Origin of the sequence: Kribbella capetownensis (assembly GCF_004331485.1) — a bacterium.
GTDB classification, from domain to species: domain Bacteria; phylum Actinomycetota; class Actinomycetes; order Propionibacteriales; family Kribbellaceae; genus Kribbella; species Kribbella capetownensis.
Genome location: NZ_SJKD01000001.1, coordinates 1,343,115 through 1,358,863, shown reverse-complemented (window position 1 = coordinate 1,358,863; position 15,749 = coordinate 1,343,115). Strand labels below are relative to the sequence as shown.

17 protein-coding genes are annotated in these 15,749 nt (G+C 69.5%); 8 read left to right on the top strand and 9 right to left on the bottom strand.

What is annotated here, in order from left to right; translation table 11 throughout:
• Window positions 1-157 precede the first annotated feature (157 nt).
• The gene (locus tag E0H75_RS06720; protein WP_238162870.1) at window positions 158-730 is read left to right on the top strand and encodes an RNA polymerase sigma factor; all 573 of its coding nucleotides are present in this window, start codon (window positions 158-160) and stop codon (window positions 728-730) included.
• On the top strand, window positions 717-1,568 hold the full coding sequence (locus E0H75_RS06715) for a hypothetical protein (RefSeq protein WP_131512256.1): 852 nt from the start codon (window positions 717-719) through the stop codon (window positions 1,566-1,568). The genes E0H75_RS06720 and E0H75_RS06715 overlap by 14 nt, the downstream gene beginning before the upstream one ends.
• A 22-nt stretch (window positions 1,569-1,590) precedes the next feature.
• Here the strand turns inward: E0H75_RS06715 and E0H75_RS06710 are convergent, their stop codons facing one another.
• Entirely contained in the window at window positions 1,591-2,082 is a 492-nt protein-coding gene (locus E0H75_RS06710; RefSeq protein ID WP_131512254.1) for a DUF1707 SHOCT-like domain-containing protein, read from the bottom strand.
• A gap of 57 nt (window positions 2,083-2,139) precedes the next feature.
• On the bottom strand, window positions 2,140-2,844 hold the full coding sequence (locus E0H75_RS06705) for an SDR family oxidoreductase (RefSeq protein WP_131512253.1): 705 nt from the start codon (window positions 2,842-2,844) through the stop codon (window positions 2,140-2,142).
• 74 nt (window positions 2,845-2,918) lie between these two features.
• On the opposite strand from E0H75_RS06705, the gene E0H75_RS06700 reads away from it, so the two are divergent.
• Complete coding sequence (locus E0H75_RS06700; RefSeq protein ID WP_131512251.1) at window positions 2,919-3,713, top strand: helix-turn-helix transcriptional regulator; 795 nt, start codon at window positions 2,919-2,921, stop codon at window positions 3,711-3,713.
• Here the strand turns inward: E0H75_RS06700 and purL are convergent.
• From purL to purS, 4 genes are read right to left on the bottom strand one after another with little or no spacing between them, the layout of a single operon-like run.
• The gene (purL, locus tag E0H75_RS06695) at window positions 3,706-5,967 is read right to left on the bottom strand and encodes a phosphoribosylformylglycinamidine synthase subunit PurL (protein ID WP_131512249.1); all 2,262 of its coding nucleotides are present in this window, start codon (window positions 5,965-5,967) and stop codon (window positions 3,706-3,708) included. The two genes, E0H75_RS06700 and purL, sit on opposite strands and share 8 nt — an antisense overlap.
• A gap of 1 nt (window position 5,968) precedes the next feature.
• Window positions 5,969-8,026: a hypothetical protein gene (locus E0H75_RS06690; protein ID WP_131512247.1), complete on the bottom strand. Its 2,058-nt coding sequence runs from the start codon at window positions 8,024-8,026 to the stop codon at window positions 5,969-5,971.
• The gene (gene purQ, locus E0H75_RS06685; RefSeq protein ID WP_131512246.1) at window positions 8,026-8,697 is read right to left on the bottom strand and encodes a phosphoribosylformylglycinamidine synthase subunit PurQ; all 672 of its coding nucleotides are present in this window, start codon (window positions 8,695-8,697) and stop codon (window positions 8,026-8,028) included. Before purQ ends, E0H75_RS06690 begins: the two co-directional genes overlap by 1 nt.
• Complete coding sequence (purS, locus tag E0H75_RS06680; protein ID WP_131359615.1) at window positions 8,694-8,948, bottom strand: phosphoribosylformylglycinamidine synthase subunit PurS; 255 nt, start codon at window positions 8,946-8,948, stop codon at window positions 8,694-8,696. Before purS ends, purQ begins: the two co-directional genes overlap by 4 nt.
• A 114-nt stretch (window positions 8,949-9,062) precedes the next feature.
• Here purS and E0H75_RS06675 point away from each other — a divergent pair, with 114 nt between their 5' ends.
• The 4 genes from E0H75_RS06675 to E0H75_RS06660 all read left to right on the top strand — a co-directional run bounded on the left by E0H75_RS06675 (window position 9,063) and on the right by E0H75_RS06660 (window position 12,187).
• Complete coding sequence (locus E0H75_RS06675; protein WP_131512245.1) at window positions 9,063-9,584, top strand: PadR family transcriptional regulator; 522 nt, start codon at window positions 9,063-9,065, stop codon at window positions 9,582-9,584.
• On the top strand, window positions 9,581-10,258 hold the full coding sequence (locus E0H75_RS06670; RefSeq protein WP_131512244.1) for an ABC transporter ATP-binding protein: 678 nt from the start codon (window positions 9,581-9,583) through the stop codon (window positions 10,256-10,258). Before E0H75_RS06675 ends, E0H75_RS06670 begins: the two co-directional genes overlap by 4 nt.
• Window positions 10,255-11,583 carry an FtsX-like permease family protein gene (locus tag E0H75_RS06665; RefSeq protein WP_131512243.1) on the top strand — a complete coding sequence of 443 codons (1,329 nt, stop codon included), beginning with the start codon at window positions 10,255-10,257 and terminating at the stop codon, window positions 11,581-11,583. The genes E0H75_RS06670 and E0H75_RS06665 overlap by 4 nt, the downstream gene beginning before the upstream one ends.
• A 115-nt stretch (window positions 11,584-11,698) precedes the next feature.
• On the top strand, window positions 11,699-12,187 hold the full coding sequence (locus tag E0H75_RS06660) for a hypothetical protein (protein ID WP_131512242.1): 489 nt from the start codon (window positions 11,699-11,701) through the stop codon (window positions 12,185-12,187).
• Here the strand turns inward: E0H75_RS06660 and E0H75_RS06655 are convergent.
• Both E0H75_RS06655 and E0H75_RS06650 read right to left on the bottom strand, forming a co-directional pair.
• Window positions 12,184-13,059, bottom strand: a complete 876-nt coding sequence (locus E0H75_RS06655) for a phosphoribosylaminoimidazolesuccinocarboxamide synthase (RefSeq protein ID WP_131512241.1) — start codon at window positions 13,057-13,059, stop codon at window positions 12,184-12,186. The genes E0H75_RS06660 and E0H75_RS06655 overlap by 4 nt on opposite strands.
• A gap of 120 nt (window positions 13,060-13,179) precedes the next feature.
• Window positions 13,180-14,253, bottom strand: a complete 1,074-nt coding sequence (locus E0H75_RS06650; RefSeq protein WP_131512240.1) for an FAD-dependent monooxygenase — start codon at window positions 14,251-14,253, stop codon at window positions 13,180-13,182.
• Window positions 14,254-14,304: 51 nt separating this feature from the next.
• Between E0H75_RS06650 and E0H75_RS06645 the strand changes: the two genes are divergently transcribed.
• Entirely contained in the window at window positions 14,305-14,883 is a 579-nt protein-coding gene (locus tag E0H75_RS06645; protein ID WP_131512238.1) for a TetR/AcrR family transcriptional regulator, read from the top strand.
• Between the two features lie 124 nt (window positions 14,884-15,007).
• On the opposite strand, the gene E0H75_RS06640 is transcribed toward E0H75_RS06645, so the two are convergent.
• Window positions 15,008-15,430 carry a hypothetical protein gene (locus E0H75_RS06640; protein ID WP_131512236.1) on the bottom strand — a complete coding sequence of 141 codons (423 nt, stop codon included), beginning with the start codon at window positions 15,428-15,430 and terminating at the stop codon, window positions 15,008-15,010.
• Between the last annotated feature and the right edge of the window lie 319 nt (window positions 15,431-15,749).

Here is a 15,749-nt window from a genome sequence, read left to right as displayed (position 1 = left end):
CCCTGCAGTCGCGATCAGGTGCCGAGTGCCGCGCAGCACGCAGGGAATTGAGAGTCGTGCCCTGGTTCCGCAACACCCGTGCGGTGAAATGGGTCGGACCGTTGCCGGACATCTACCGGGTATGACGCAGACACCGATCAAGGCCTGGGCAGGGCCGGTGAGTGAGGGAGCCGTGCACCCACCACCGGATCCACGCAGGGACCGGTTCGAAGAGCTGTTCGGCGCACACCGGGAAGCCGTCCTCGGCTACCTGCACCGCCGGACCGACAGCGGCTACGACGCCGCCGACCTGCTCGCGGACACGTTCCTGATCGCGTGGCGACGGCTCGACGACGTCCCTTCAGGCGTCCAGACCAGGCCATGGCTGTACGGCGTGGCGCGGCGGGTGCTGGCCAATCACCGCAGAGGCGTGGGACGCAGGCACGCGCTCGCGACCAAGCTGCGCGAGGAACTCACCGAGCCGGACGGGACGGACCGGTCGTTGCCCGACGACTCCCCCGCGGCGCGGGCGTTCAGCGCACTGCCCGACCAGGATCGGGAACTTCTGTCCCTCGTCGCCTGGGAGGACCTCGACACCGCCCAGATCGCGACCGTGCTCGGGATCACGCGCAACGCCGTACGGATCAGGCTGCACCGCGCCCGGAAGCGGTTCGCCAAACTGCTCAGCGCCCCGCTCGCGAACCGGAAGCTGGTCGCCCTCACGGAAGAGACCTCACATGAAGACGCCTGACATCGACGCCGCAGTCCGCGGCCTGGCCCGCCCCGACCAGCAGATCACCAACGCAGCCTGGTCCGAACTGTCGGCCAACATCACCAATGGCGCAGACGAGACGATCGTCCCCCTCGCAACCCGCCGCCGCCCGGCCCGACCTCGCGTACTCTTAGCCGCCGCGTGCACCCTCCTGATCGCCGGCGTGGTCGCCGCCACCGTGGTCAACCGGCCAGGGCAGGATCTGCCGCAGGCGCTGTCCGTCACGGATCAAGGCGAACGGCTGACCGTCCGGGTGGTCGATGAGGACGCCGACCCGAAGGCCTACAACCAGCAGTTGAAGAGGCTGGGCCTGGACATCAAGGTGAAGATGGTCCCGGTCGCGCCGTCGGCCGTCGGCAAATACGCGACCTTCCTGTACTACGTGGGCAGCGACGGGTCCAAGCTCGGGCTGCTCAAGCCGGGTGAGGACTGCCGATCGACCCTGGATGCGAACGACCCCGGCTGCCAGTACGGAGTCGAGGTGGACAAGAAGTTCAAGGGCAAGGCCGAGATCCACTTCGGCCGGGCCGCCCAGCCTGGTGAGAGGTACCAGTACATCCCGAGCGATGCCAGTGCTCCCGGGGAGGAGCTGGCGGGCCTGTCGTACAAGAACAAGCAGGTGTCGGAGGTGCAGAAGCTCATCGCGGCGCGCGGCGTGACGATCGGCGGCTACCTCAACTCCAAGACGGAGATGGTCAACGGCGTGAACACCGCCAAGGAAGTCGACCCGGCACCAGGCGACTGGTACGTCCATGAGGCCGAGCCGGAGTCGCCGGGAGTCGTTGTGCTCTGGATCGGCTCCGAGCCGGAGAAGTAGTCAGGCGTAGTCCCGCCGGGCCTCAGGTCCGGCGGGATCTGCGCGTGGTCCCCTTGGCCCAGCGGTAGGCGACCAGGGTCCAGAGGATCGCGGGTAGGCCGAAGATCGCGGCGGCGAGCTCGCGACCGAAGACCAGGAAGACCAGTCCGAGCAGGAAGAACGGCAGGGCCAGCCAGACCGCACCGACGAACGCCGCCCAGCGCCACCGGCCGGTCTTGCGCGGCTCGAGCTGGTACAGCGACGGCGCGGGCAGCCCAGCGAAGATCGGCTGCAGTTCGCCGTGCGTGACGGCCTCGTTCAGCCGATCGACCCGCCGGTGCAACTCGTCCTCGTCCAGCCGCCCGACCGCGAACGCTTCGGCGAGGTCGTCAGTACAGATCCGGCGTTCCTCGTCGGTGAGCCGGATGTTCGCCACCCGCCGCCGGGCCGCCACGACCCGGGCCTCCTGCCCGGCCGCCGAGGCCAACCCGATCAGGTCGCCCACAGACGGCTTCGCCGGCCGCCGCTCCACCATCCGCCTCACCTCACTCGTCCTTTCGAGTGTGCCAGACGACCGGGCAGCGCCACGGATTCACCAGGGCAGCGGGGTCCCGTCCCAGGAGACGAACGTCCCGCTGGGCCCGTCGTCAGGCAGCAGAGCGAGGTGGACGGCACCGGCAGCCGCTTCGCCCGGGTCGCCGTCGCTCGCGGCGGCGCGGGCGTTGAGGTCGGTACGCCTGAGGCCGGGAGCGAGAGCGTTGACCTTGAACGGCTCGCCGAGGGACTGGGCGTAGAACAACGTCAGGGCATTGAGGGCAGTCTTGGAACTGCGGTACGCCGCGCCGCTCCCGGTCATCGCGAAGGCGGGGCCGGCGCTGTGAGTGAGTGAACCGGTGCCGCTGGAGATGTTCACGATCCGCGGGTGCGCGGACTGGCGCAGTACCGGAAGGAAGGCGTTCGTGACGGCCAGGACGCCGAACAGGTTGGTCTCGTAGGTCCGGCGGAAGGCCTCCACGTCGGCCTCGGCCGGGGGCGCCAGGTCGGGCGAGATGCCGGCGTTGTTGACCAGGATGTCCAGCGAGCCGACCGCGGCCGCCGCCTTGGCGATGCTGTCTGCGTCGGTGACGTCGAGGACCAGCAGCCTGGCCCGGTCGCCGAGCTCGTCGACTATTCGTTGTCCACGGCTCGCATCCCGCGAGCCGACGTACACGGTGAGCCCGGCAGCGGCCAGCTGCCGGGCGATCTCCTTGCCGATGCCCTTGTTCGCACCGGTTACCAGGGCTGTGGAATTGTTCATACCAGGAACGATTCCGCCTCAGCAGCGCCTCAACCAGGGACTACCTGGGCCTGGCTGAGCGAAGGAGGTACAAGATGGCACGGGACGAACTGGCCCGATTCCTGCGCGTACGACGCGAAATACTGCGCGCCGGCGACCTCGGCCTGCCGCCCCGGGCACGTCGTCGTACGCCGGGACTCCGCCGCGAGGAGGTCGCGGAGCTCGCCCATGTGTCGGTGGACTACTACACGCGGCTCGAGCAGGCCCGTGGACCGCATCCGTCGGCGCAGGTTCTGGACGCGCTGACCAGCGCCTTCCGGCTCACCGCGGCCGAGCGTACCCACCTCTTCCGCCTGGCCGATGTGGCCCCGACGGCGCCGACCAGCCCGGTCCGGCACGTCCGCCCATCGGTCCGGCAACTCCTGAACCGCCTACCGGCCACCGCCGCGATCGTCACTGACGCCGGGTACGACGTGGTCGCCGCGAACCCGCTGGCGACCGCGCTCCTGGACCTCGACGCCGGCTCGAATCTGGCCCGCCGCCGCTTCCTCGACCCGTCGCGGGCCCGCGAGGTCGCCGCGAGCCAGGGCTTCGAGCGGATCGCCGTCTCTCGCCTCCGCACCGCGGCACGGCGCTATCCCCGCGACCGGCAGATCACCGAGCTGGTGACCGAGCTGCGAGCGAAGAGCCCGGAGTTCCGCGTCCTCTGGACGACCGACCCGGTGCACGCCCCCGGCCACCGCGCCAAGACCCTCCAGCACCCGGAGCTCGGTCCGCTCCAGGTGAGCTGCGACGTCCTCGTCGTACCGGATGACGACCAGCAGGTCGTCTTCATGACCGCCGACCCGGGCACCCACAGCGCCCGGGTCCTCGAGCGACTGGTCAGCTGAGGACGGCCGGGAGCGTTCGGGTCCAGGCGGTGCGGAGCTCGGTCAGCGGGAGCTCGAACTGGTCCTGCACGTCCAGCGAGTCGCCGGTGATGACGCCGATCTTCGCGTGCGGGAAGCGGCGCGCGGTGCACATGTCGGTGAACCGGACCTCTTCGGTGCGCGGTACGGCGACGACCGCGCGGCCGGCCGACTCCGCGAACAGGAACAGGAACGGGTCGAGCCCGTCCGGCGCCCAGACCCGGGCACCCACGCCACCGCGGAGCGCCGACTCGACCAGCGTCTGCGCGACACCGCCGTCGCTGACGTCGTGCGCCGCGTCGATCAGTCCGTCGCGAGAGGCGTTGATCAGGATGTCGGCCAACTGCTGCTCTGCAGCCAGGTCGACCGCCGGCGGCCGCCCGCCAAGGTGGCCGTGGACGACGTGCGCCCACTCCGACCCGGACAGCTCCTCCTCGGTCTCACCGAGCAGGTACAGCTGGTGGCCTTCCATCTCGGCCGTGAAGCCGATCGGCGTACGACGGGTGACGTCGTCGATCACACCGAGTACGCCGACCACCGGCGTCGGCAGGATCGGAGTCTCACCGGTCTGGTTGTAGAACGACACGTTGCCGCCGGTGACCGGGATGCCCAGCTCGATGCAGCCGTCGACCAGGCCGCGGATGGCCTCGGTGAACTGCCACATGACACCTGAGTCCTCCGGCGAACCGAAGTTCAGGCAGTCCGTCACCGCGGCCGGGCGGGCACCCGTGGTGGCCACGTTCCGGTAGGACTCGGCGAGGGCCAGCTTCGCACCGGTGTACGGGTCGAGCTTGGCGAACCGCCCGTTGCAGTCGGTCGAGACCGCGACGCCGAGCCCGCTGGTCTCGTCGACCCGGATCATGCCGCTGTCCTCGGGCTGCGCGAGCACCGAGTTGCCCAGCACATACCGGTCGTACTGGTCCGTGACCCAGGACTTGTCACACAGGTTGGGCGAGGCAACCAACTTCAGCAGCGTGTCCCGCAGCTCGGTGCCAGTGGTTGCTCGCGGCAACTTCTCCGCGCCGTCGGCCTGCAGGTCGTCCTGCCAGTCCGGCCGCGCGTACGGGCGGTTGTAGACCGGGCCCTCGTGCGCGACCGTCTCCGGCAAGACGTCGACGACCCGCTCGCCGTGCCAGTCGATCTCCAGCCGTCCGGTGTCGGTCACCTCACCGATCACATCGGCCTGGACGTCCCACTTGGCGCAGATCTTCAGGAACTCCTCGACGTTGTCCGTGGTGACGCAGGCCATCATCCGTTCCTGCGACTCGCTCATCAGGATCTCTTCGGGCGACAGCGAGGCATCACGCAGCGGCACCTTGTCGAGCGACACCCGCATGCCACCGTCACCCGCACTGGCCAGCTCCGAGGTCGCACAGGACAGTCCGCCGCCGCCGAGGTCCTGGATGCCTTCGACAACCTTCGCGGCGAAGAGCTCGAGCGTGCACTCGATCAGCAGCTTCTCCATGAACGGGTCACCGACCTGGACCGCCGGCCGCTTGGTCGGACCGCCCTCGGCGAAGGTCTCCGACGCCAGCACCGACACTCCGCCGATACCGTCGCCGCCCGTCTTGGCGCCGTACAGGATCATCTGGTTGCCGACGCCGGTCGCGTTCGCGAGGTGCAGGTCCTCGTGCCGCATCACACCGATGCAGAGCGCGTTCACCAGCGGGTTCCCCAGGTACGTCGGGTCGAAGACGACCTCGCCACCGATGTTCGGCAACCCGAGGCTGTTCCCGTAGCCGCCGACGCCGGACACGATTCCCGGCAGTACGCGCTTGGTGTCCGGGGCGTCCAGCGGACCGAACCGCAGTGGGTCCATCACCGCGACCGGGCGGGCGCCCATCGCGATGATGTCGCGGACGATGCCGCCGACTCCGGTCGCCGCGCCCTGGTACGGCTCGACGTACGACGGGTGGTTGTGCGACTCGACCTTGAACGTGACGGCGTACCCCTCGCCGATGTCGATCACGCCGGCGTTCTCGCCGATCCCGGCCAGCATCTTCCCGGCCGGGGTCTCCTGCGGGATGTCGCCGAACTTGCGCAGGTGCACCTTGGACGACTTGTACGAGCAGTGCTCGCTCCACATCACCGAGTACATGGCCAGCTCGCAACTGGTCGGCCGCCGGCCCAGGATGTCACGGATCCGCTGGTACTCGTCCGGCTTCAGACCGAGCTCGGCCCAGGGCTGCTCGACGTCCGGGGTACTGGTGGCGTTGCTAACGGTGTCGGTAGACACTTCAGGACTCCTGCACTAGGTGGGACTCAGGTGAAACGGTAGCGGGCTGCTCGGAAGCCACCAGGTGGGCCACCAGCAGTGGAAGGCTGAACCCGGTCATGATCGCGGGCACTGTGACCCCGGCGTCGTTCAGCAGCATGCCGACCAGACCGCAGGCCGACAGGGCGAGCAGAGTCGGCCGGATCATCGGCAGACTCGAGTAGAAGGTCCGGTACGCCGGGAACGGCACCCGCTCCGGCAACACAGTGGCAAGCATGGCCAGCACCACACCGACGAGCATGGCCCAGCCGGCCGGACCGGTGAAGTAGTGCGCCGCCATGTCCAGCTTGCGGATGAGTACGTCGCCCACATCGCCGTCCAGCAACCGGGCCACGAAGGTACCGAAGTGACTCCGCTGATCCGGCGGCCGCAAGTAGTCGAGGAACGCGACGGCTGACACCGCCAGTGCGCCGGCAACACTCACACCGATCAGGGCACGCAGCGAGATGCTGCCGCGCCAGGTCAGCCAGGCCATCAGCAGCACAGCCGGTGTGAGCGCGATGATGCCGCCGAAGTCGGTCCCCCAGCCCGGTCTGCCGTCCACCACGATAGCCGCGCCGCCGATGACGAGCACAGCGAGTGCGGCTTGCACTCTGCTCTTGTCGATCAGCTTCTGCGCGGCCCACCCGGCCGTGACGAGGGCAGCGACCGCCAGCGTCGCGAAGGTCGAGTTGCCGAAGCCGTAGAACCGCCCACCGACGACCGGCCCGTCGGCGAACATGCTGCCGAACTGCAGCGGAGTCCCGAGTACGCCGTCCACCAGCAGGATCAGATACGCCACCAGCGTGATTCCCAGGAACGCATAGCGTTTCAGGACCAGCTGGGACACCGCCGCCAGGATCGCACTGATCCCCAGAACCACGCAGTACAAGGAGAGTCCGGGCGTAGGCCAGCGCCACCACACGGTCGCGGTGGACAGGAAGGCCGCGATGAAGAACCCGCCCTGGCTGAGCAACGTGAAGACGAACGTACGCCGGGAGCGCGGGCTGCGGGTGAACCAGAACCAGGCGAGTGCGAGGAGTTCCGCGGCCAGGATCGTCATCGAGACCGCGATCAGAACCGGCCGTGGTTGCTCGAACCGCTGATCGGCGTCGAGCCGATTCTCGATGACCGCGTCCGCGTCGGTGTGTACAGGGCCGGTGAAGCGGATCTCGCTCCCGTCCAGCGGACCGGCCTTCTCCGCCCCGGCAGGATCCACCTCGGCCGCGGTTCGTCCCTTGAGGATCGTCGCGGTGATGTCCGTCAGTTGGATCAGACCGGGCCGACGGGTGCTGTCGCTGGTCAGCCAGCGCGATCCGTTGTCCGGCGGGAGCTGCATGGCGACCAGGGGCTCCTGGTGCGAGTCGGCCAGCTCCTGGCTGACACCGACGAGCAGAACCCACCCTCCGGCCGCTCGGGCATCGGCGACGAGGTCGGCAACCTTCTTGCGGGCCTCTGCCCGCCCCTCGCCCAGCGGCAGCGCCCCGGCGTCGACGATCGCGTCACCACACGCGGGGCTCGCCAATCGGGCCCGGTCGGCCTCTGGCTGCCAGTTCGTCACCGAGCCGTCGGTCCGCGCCAAGGCGATCGCGGCACCCGGACCGAACCCGCAGATCGGGTAACCGGTCTGACCGAGCCGGCCGATAGGCGCACCGGTGTGGTGCTCGGCCTGCCGGTCGACGTACGTCTGCCAGCCTGCGACCTTGCCGTCCGTCACAGCGGGCAGGTCGCCGCACGGCTGGTCGGAAACGCTCCCCCAAGCCCGGGTGCCGGCGCTGATCGTCAGCCAGCCGTCCACCGGACAGGTGTGCGGCCCGGCGGTCTTCACTGTGATCGACCCGACGTTGGACTGGTTCACCAGCGCGGTCAGCTCCGGCGAGGCCTTCACGTCGTCCCAGGTCAGTCCCGGTACGCCGATCACCACGACCTTGGCCATCAGGCCGGCCGGCTGCGCGTTCGCCGTACCGGCGGCGACGATCAGGATCGCCGCGGTGAGGAAGAGGCTGCGGGCCAGGATGCGCCGCAACCGTGACGACTTCATCAGCTGGAGACGACGGCCTTCAGCACCGAGGTGAAGAAGCCCAGGCCGTCCGTGGTCGGGCCGGTCAGTGTCTCGACGCAGTGCTCCGGATGCGGCATCAGGCCGACCACGTTGCCGCGCTCGTTGGTGATGCCGGCGATGTCGCGGTACGAGCCGTTCGGGTTCTCGGCCAGGTAGCGGGCGACGACCCGGCCCTCACCCTCCAGCCGGTCCAGCGTGGCCTCGTCGGCGACGTACGAACCGTCCTGGTTCTTCAGCACGATGGTGATCTCGTGGTTGGCGTCGTAGTCGCTGGTCCAGGCGGTGCGGTTGTTCTCGATCCGCAGCGGCTGGTCCTTGCAGATGAACTTGCGGTGGTGGTTCTTGATCAGCGCGCCGGGCAGCAGGTGCGACTCACACAGCACCTGGAAGCCGTTGCAGATGCCCAGCACCGGCAGACCCTCGCCGGCCTTCTTGATGATGGTCTCCATCACCGGCGCGAACCGGGAGATGGCACCGGCGCGGAGGTAGTCGCCGTACGAGAAGCCGCCCGGCAGGACGACCGCGTCCACACCGTGCAGGTCGGCGTCGCCGTGCCAGAGGGCGACCGGCTCGGCGCCGGCCACTGTGGCCGCGCGGCGGGCGTCCGCGTCGTCCAGCGACCCCGGGAAGGTGACGACCCCGATCTTCACTGCGCGTCGCCCTCGACGTGCAAGGTGTAGTCCTCGATCACCGGGTTGGCCAGCAGCGTGTCGGCGGCCTTGCGGATCTCGGCGACCCGCTCCTCGGTCGCCTCGCCGTCCAGGGTGATCTCGAACCGCTTGCCCTGCCGGACATCGGCCACGCCGTCGAAGCCGAGCCGGCCGAACGCGCCGTGCACCGCCTTGCCCTGCGGGTCGAGGATCTCGGGCTTGAGCATGACGTCGACGACAACGCGAGCCACTGACTACTCCAGGTTTCGTTCCGGCGTGACGCCCTGAATCCTACCGACCGGGCGCCAGAACGCCGCATCGCCGACTATTCACTCAGTACATACACTTGGTGTATAGTCCTCGTCATGGCAACCGCCGAGTTGGTCCTTGGATTACTCTCCGCCGGTCCGGCGCATGGGTACGACGTGAAGCGCGGCCACGACTCCTGGTTCCCGGACAGCCGCCCGCTGGCGTTCGGGCAGGTGTACACGACGCTCGGGCGACTCGAGCGCGACGAGTTGGTCGAGGTGGTCGACCGGGCATCCGAGGGCGGTCCGGAGCGGACCGTCTACGCGCTGACCGCGAAGGGCCGCGAGCGCCTGGCCCGCTGGCTCGCCGAGCCGATCGAGCCCGCCCCCGGCGGCGTCGACGAGATGGTCCGCAAAGTGGTGGCGACCATCCGTACCGGCGAGGACGCCTCCGCCTACCTGGCCCGGCAGCGGGCGATCTACCTCCACCGGATCCGCGAGCTCAAGTCCGCCGAAGCCGGGGGCGACTCGTCGTCGTGGCTGGTGCGTGACTACGTGGCGCTGCACCTGGACGCAGACCTGCGCTGGCTGGACCGAGCGCTGGACCGGATCACCGAGCAGAAGGAGACCAATCGATGACCGACGCCCTGGAGATCCAGCGGGTCGAGTACGCCTACAGTCGTGACGTCGCCCTGCGCGGTGTCTCACTCGGAGTCGACGCCGGCGAGATCGTGGCCGTCACCGGACCCAGCGGATGTGGCAAGTCCACCCTGGTGCACTGCGCCGCCGGCATCCTCCGCCCACAGGCGGGCACGGTGACGCTGGCCGGGCGCAACCTCGCCGAGCTCACCGAGGCCGAGCGGACACGAGTACGCCGTACTCAGGTCGGCATCGTGCTCCAGTTCGGCCAGCTCGTGCCCGACCTCTCGCTGAAGGACAACGTCGCCCTGCCGTTGCTGCTGGAAGGACACCATGCCGCGGCTGCACGCCGGGCAGCCCTCGGCTGGCTGGAGCGGGTCGGAGTGGCTGAGGACAGCGAGGCGCTGCCGAGCGAACTGTCCGGCGGTCAGAACCAGCGTGCGGCAGTGGCGCGGGCGCTGGTGACCGGACCGGCGGTCGTATTCGCCGACGAACCGACAGGCAGTCTCGACAGCCGCGCCGGCGAGCAGATGATGGAGCTGCTCGTCGCGTCCGCCCGCGACGGCGGCGCCGCGCTGGTGATCGTCACGCACGACAACCTGATCGCCGCCTACGCCGACCGAGAGGTCCGGTTGCGTGACGGCGTCGTCCAACATGAGGTGAGGCTGTCATGACCGTCACGACTCTGATCACCTTGGCCCGGCCGAAGTCGTCCACCGATCGCCGCCGATCGACGCTGCTGGTCGCGGCCGTCGCTGTGGCCGGTGTCTTCCTCCTCGTCGGCCAGCGCATCGTGCGAGTCGGCAGTCTCGACAGCGCGACGTACAGCAGCTATCTGACCGAGGACGGCCTGCGCCCCGGCGTCGTAACAGCCGCGGTACTCCTGGCGGCTGCCGCGTGCGCTCTGGCTTTCCAGGCGCTCCGACTCGGTACGGCGGCTCGTGACCGGCGACTGGCAGCGCTGCGACTGGCCGGCGCGACGCCGAGCCAGGTTCGGCTGATCGGTGCGGCTGATGCCGGCACTAGCGGTCTGCTCGGTGGCGTGCTCGCCGGACCGTTGTACTTCGCAGTGGCAGCTGTCGTGCAGTCTCTGCCGCAGGTAGGTCGAGTGCTGCCCTCTCCGGCTGTGGGTGACCTGGCAGCCTGGCCCGTCCTCGCTGTCGTCCTCGCCCTGGTTGCTGCCGGCGCCGGCGGTCTCCTCCGTCGGCAGCTCTCGACCGAGCCGAAGAGCGAGCCGGACCGAGCAGCCTGGCAAGGCAGGTACCTGACCATCGGCGCCGTCGGAGCAGCTCTGGTCGCGCTGAGTCTGATGCCCCTCAGCCCGATCCTGATCTTCGTCCAGGCCGCTGGAGTCCTCTTGGCGGCGTCCGGATTCGCGCCCGTCGCCGTTGCTGCGTACGCCCGGCGGCTGGAGCGGTCGGGCGACCCAGTGAGAATGCTGGCCGGCGGCCGCCTCCTCCACACCTCGCGATCGATCGGCCGCATGCTCGCCCTGCTGGTCGTCTGCGGTGGCGTCGTCGGGGCAGTACTGGCGATCGGCCGGGACCGCCAGCTCAGTGAGCGTGAACTGGCCGCGAGCGGCGACTTCATCTACACCGGCCTCGGTTTCGTCGCGCTGCTCAGCCTGTTCGCCGCCTTCGCGGCCGGGGTGGCGATGCTGGCGGGAGCGGCCGACGATCTGCTCGACCAGCGAAGCCAACTGGCCGCACTCAACGTCTTCGGGATGGGCGCATCGCAGGTCCTGCGGTCCGTGCGGATCCAGTTGACCGGACCGGCCGCAGTAGCTGTCGGTGCGGGTGTGCTGATCGGCGGTGGGCTCGTCTGCAGCCTTCAGAACCGGGTGGACCCGCCCGCGGACACGTCGTCCGTGGTCGTCTTCGTCCTGATCGCGGCCGCCGTCGTCGGCGTACTGGCCGGAGGGGTTGCGGCGCTGGCGAGCGGCGTGCTGAGTGGTCAGGTGCGGGACGCGGTCGATCCGGCCAACCTCCGCACCACCTAGGGGCCCGTGCTCCACCTAGGACGGGCGGGATCCGGGGTTGAGGGGCCCCGGGTTCCTCCCTGAAGTGGTGCAGGCACCACTGCCCGGGCTGGGTTCGCCGCCTACGCTTCCATGCATGTGGGTGTGGCAGCTAGCGCTGGCGGTCGGATTCGGGATCGGGTCCGCCGTCATACCGGTGATGAACGCGGAGGCTTATGTCCTCGGCGTCGGCGTCTCCGGTGCGCTGGACCCTGTGGTCGCCGCGATCGGGGTATCCGTCGGCCAGACTCTCGGCAAGGTCGCGATGTTCCTCGCCGTCCGCTATCGCCCGGGGTACGCCGACCGGATGTCCAAGGAACCCAAGGCGGTGAACCTGGACACCCGCTGGGGCCGGTTCGTGCAGTGGAACCGTGACGTCAGCAAACGGCTCCTCGACGCGATGAGCGACCGCCGCTGGGGCGTCCCGGTCACCCTGCTGAGCGCCTCGGTCGGCATCCCGCCGCTGTACGGCGTCGCGCTCATCGGCGGCGCCTCCCGGATGGGCGTGGTCACCTTCGCCCTCTCCACCCTCGCCGGCCGCGTCGCCCGCTTCATCCTGCTCGCGCTGGGAGTCGGCCTCTTCTAGGCCGTGAACTTCCGTCCCGTCAGTTGCTCGTACGCCCCGATGTAGGCCGAGCGGGTGCGCTCGATGACCTCGTCGGACAGCGGGGGCGGGGCGTCGCCGGACGTGCGGTCCCAGCCCGACTCGAACTGCAGCCAGTCGCGGACGATCTGCTTGTCGTACGACGGTTGCTGCTGACCCGACGACCACTGGTCGGCCGGCCAGAAGCGGCTCGAGTCCGGAGTCAGCACCTCGTCGGCGAGCACGATCGTGCCGTCGGCCCGCGCACCGAACTCGAACTTCGTGTCGGCCAGGATGATCCCGCGCTCCTCCGCCATCCCGTGCGCCCGCGCGTAGATGTCCAGCGTCAGGTCCCGCAGCGCCGCCGCCGTGTCCGCACCGACAGTCGCGACCACAGCGTCGTACGAGACGTTCTCGTCATGCTCGCCGAGCTCGGCCTTGGACGCCGGCGTGAAGATCGGCGCGTCCAGCCGCGAGCCCTCGACCAGCCCGGACGGGAGCGGGATGCCGCAGACCGCGCCGGTGGCGTTGTAGTCGAGCAAGCCGGTGCCGCTCAGGTAGCCGCGAGCGACGCACTCGACCGCGAACATGTCCAGCTTCTCGCACACGACTGCACGGCCCGCGACCTCGGCCGGTACGTCGGTGGACAGGATGTGGTTCGGCACGTCGAGCTGCTCGAACCACCACAGGCTCATCGCGGTGAGCACCTTGCCCTTGTCCGGGATCGGCGTCTCCAGAATCCAGTCGAACGCACTCATCCGGTCGCTCGCCACCATCAGCAGCTCGCCGGAATCCAGCTCGTACAGATCCCGGACCTTGCCCGAGTGGATGTGCTTCGCACCGGCGATCTCGGCTGCCTGAGGAGATGTGGTCACCCCAGGATTCTTCCACCCGGATCTCCGCCACTCACCAACCCCCTGGGCCCGGCCACCGATCCGCCTGCGCGGACGCCGGCCGCTCCGATCAAGCGAGGTTGGTGAGTGGTGGGGATCCGCTCACCGCCGACGGAGCCCGGCCAACTTGCCGCCGATGGTGAAGAGGCCGTCGCGGAGGGCGCGGACCAGCGGGTTCTCCAGTTGGCCGACTCGGCCGATGACCCGTGATCGCTTGACCAGTTTGGTCGTGGCGGGTCGCCGTTCGGCGTCGTACTGGCTCAGGGCGGTGGTGACCTCGGGGGTCTCGCGGAGTTGGCGGGCGAGGGCGCCGGCGTCTTCGATGGCTGAGCAGGCGCCGCGGCCGAGGTCCGGAGTCATCGCGTGGGCGGCGTCGCCGAGCAGGACCACGCGGCCCTGGACGAACGGGACCAGCGGCAGCCCCAGATCGTAGATGTCGCTGTGCAGCACGTTCTCGGTGCCGGCGAGAAGCTTCGGGATCGGGTCATGCCAATCGCCGAACTCGGCGGCGATCACCGCCGCGTGATCGCCGCCTCGGCCGGCCGGCTGGTTCGCGGTCGCGTACCAGTAGATCCGCCCGTGGATCAGCCGCGCGAACCCGAACCGCCGCCCGCGCCCCCACGTCTCACCTCCGCCGTCGTCGACCTCGAGGTCGGCGATTCCCCGGTACGCCGTGTACCCGGAGTACCGCGGTCCCCCGTATTCCGGGTAGAGGGTGCTCCGGACAACACTCCGGATCCCGTCGGCCGCGACGACCAGGTCGGCCCGCAGCTCGTCGTTGACGGTCACCCCGGTCTCGTCCTGGCTGATCTTCGTGACCGTGTACCCGGTCCGGACCGTGACGGCTGGGCCGAACTCGGCCGTGATCAGCTCATGCAACTGAGCGCGGTGGATCATCACCGGGATCTCGACGCCGAAGTCCGCCGCCGCCAGCACCCAGCGGCCGCTCGGCTTCCGCATCCCGGCCGGCTTCGAGACCACGGCTGCCTTCTCGACGCCCTTGACCCCGAGCTCCTCCAGAACGGCGACCGCCGACGGCCAGACGGAGATCCCAGCACCCACCTCGCCCAGCTCCGGCGCTCGCTCCAGCACCGAGACCTGCCATCCGCACCGTTGCAGTGCGACGGCCGCCGTGACCCCGCCGATTCCCGCTCCCACCACGATCGCCGTACTCATGAGCGATACTCTACACCTGTAGAGCCTGCGAAGGAATGGGAGACTGTCGGGGTGACGAAGCAGGTTCCGCTCGGCGCGGATCGCCGGGACGCCATCGCCGACGCCGCGATCCACCTCGTCGCGACCCGGGGCCTGCGCGGGCTGACCCACCGCGCGGTCGACGCGGAGGCAGGGCTGCCGCCGGGATCCACGTCGTACTACCTGCGCACGCGGAGCGCGCTGCTGACAGCCTGCGTGAACCGGATGGTCAGCCGGGACCTGGCGACGATGCCACCGGACGCCGACCACGGCCCGCTCGACCTGCTGATCGGGATGACGATCGGGCTGGCGCGAGACCGGCCGGATGATCTGGTCGCGCGCTACGAACTGTCGCTGGAGGCGAGCCGTCAGCCCGAGCTGCGGGCGGCGATCGACGAGGGCGGACGGCAGTTGCGGGCGGGTCTGGCACGGCTGTTCGACATGCTGGGCATTCCGCGGCCGGACGAAGCCGCCTGGCCGGCGGCCGCGATGATGGACGGGCTGCTGTACGACCGGGTCGCCGGAGCCGGCGCCACGCTGAGCCAGGAGGCCTTCGAGGCCGGCGTACGCCGCTCGATCGCCGCACTCCTGGACGGGCTAACCACGGGCTGATGCCGATGGCGGGTTGTTTGACCGATGGCGGGTCAACTAGCCGCTAGTGGTGATGTAACCCGCTATCGACTCCAGTCTGACCTGCCGACGACAGCGCGTTCGGTCGCAGTGCTGGTGGAGAGGCTCAGAGGCGATCGGTCAGGGTGACGAAGGTGAAGTAGCCGACGCCGATGACCATCCCGAGGTGGCCCAGCAGGGACAGGCCGGCGCCGGAGCCCCAGGCATCTGTTGCCGCCTCCTCCGAATGTTTACCGCCGCTGGGCAGCCAACGGGCCAGCAGCAACAATCCGACGATTGCCAGCAGCCACCATCCGACCAGGGCCAGGAGAGCGATCTCCCGCCGTCCGGTGACCAGGGCAACGACCCAGACGATCAGCGTGAGCACGCCGACGGTGGTGTGAAGTCGCAGCAGGACAGCGGAATACCCGTGGCGGCCGGCGCCATGGCCCGTGCCGTCCACCACCGTTCCACCGAGCCGGACGCGCGTCAGTAGTACAACGACCGCCCCCAGGGCGGTCAGGAACCAGGTGACGTTCGACCATTCCACGCCCCCATCCCTACCCCACCCACGCCCACCCCGAACCGTCTCCGCGTGTCGTCACCTTCCGTCGCCGACAGTCCGCCCCATTTGGTTGCCTCTCCCACCGGCCAAAACCACGCCGTCGCCCGACGGGCCAAGTGTCCGCTCAAGCCCGCCGGGCTGCTCCACCCCCCATCAACTCACCCCACCCGCCCACCCGAACCACCGCTCCCCGCCCCCACCGAGTGCCGCTGCCGCGTCAAGTTCCCGTCCCAGCCTGACCTCCCGTCCCCGAATGAGTGCCGGTGCCCGGCTGAGTCCCCGTCCCCGACCGAGTGGGGGTGCC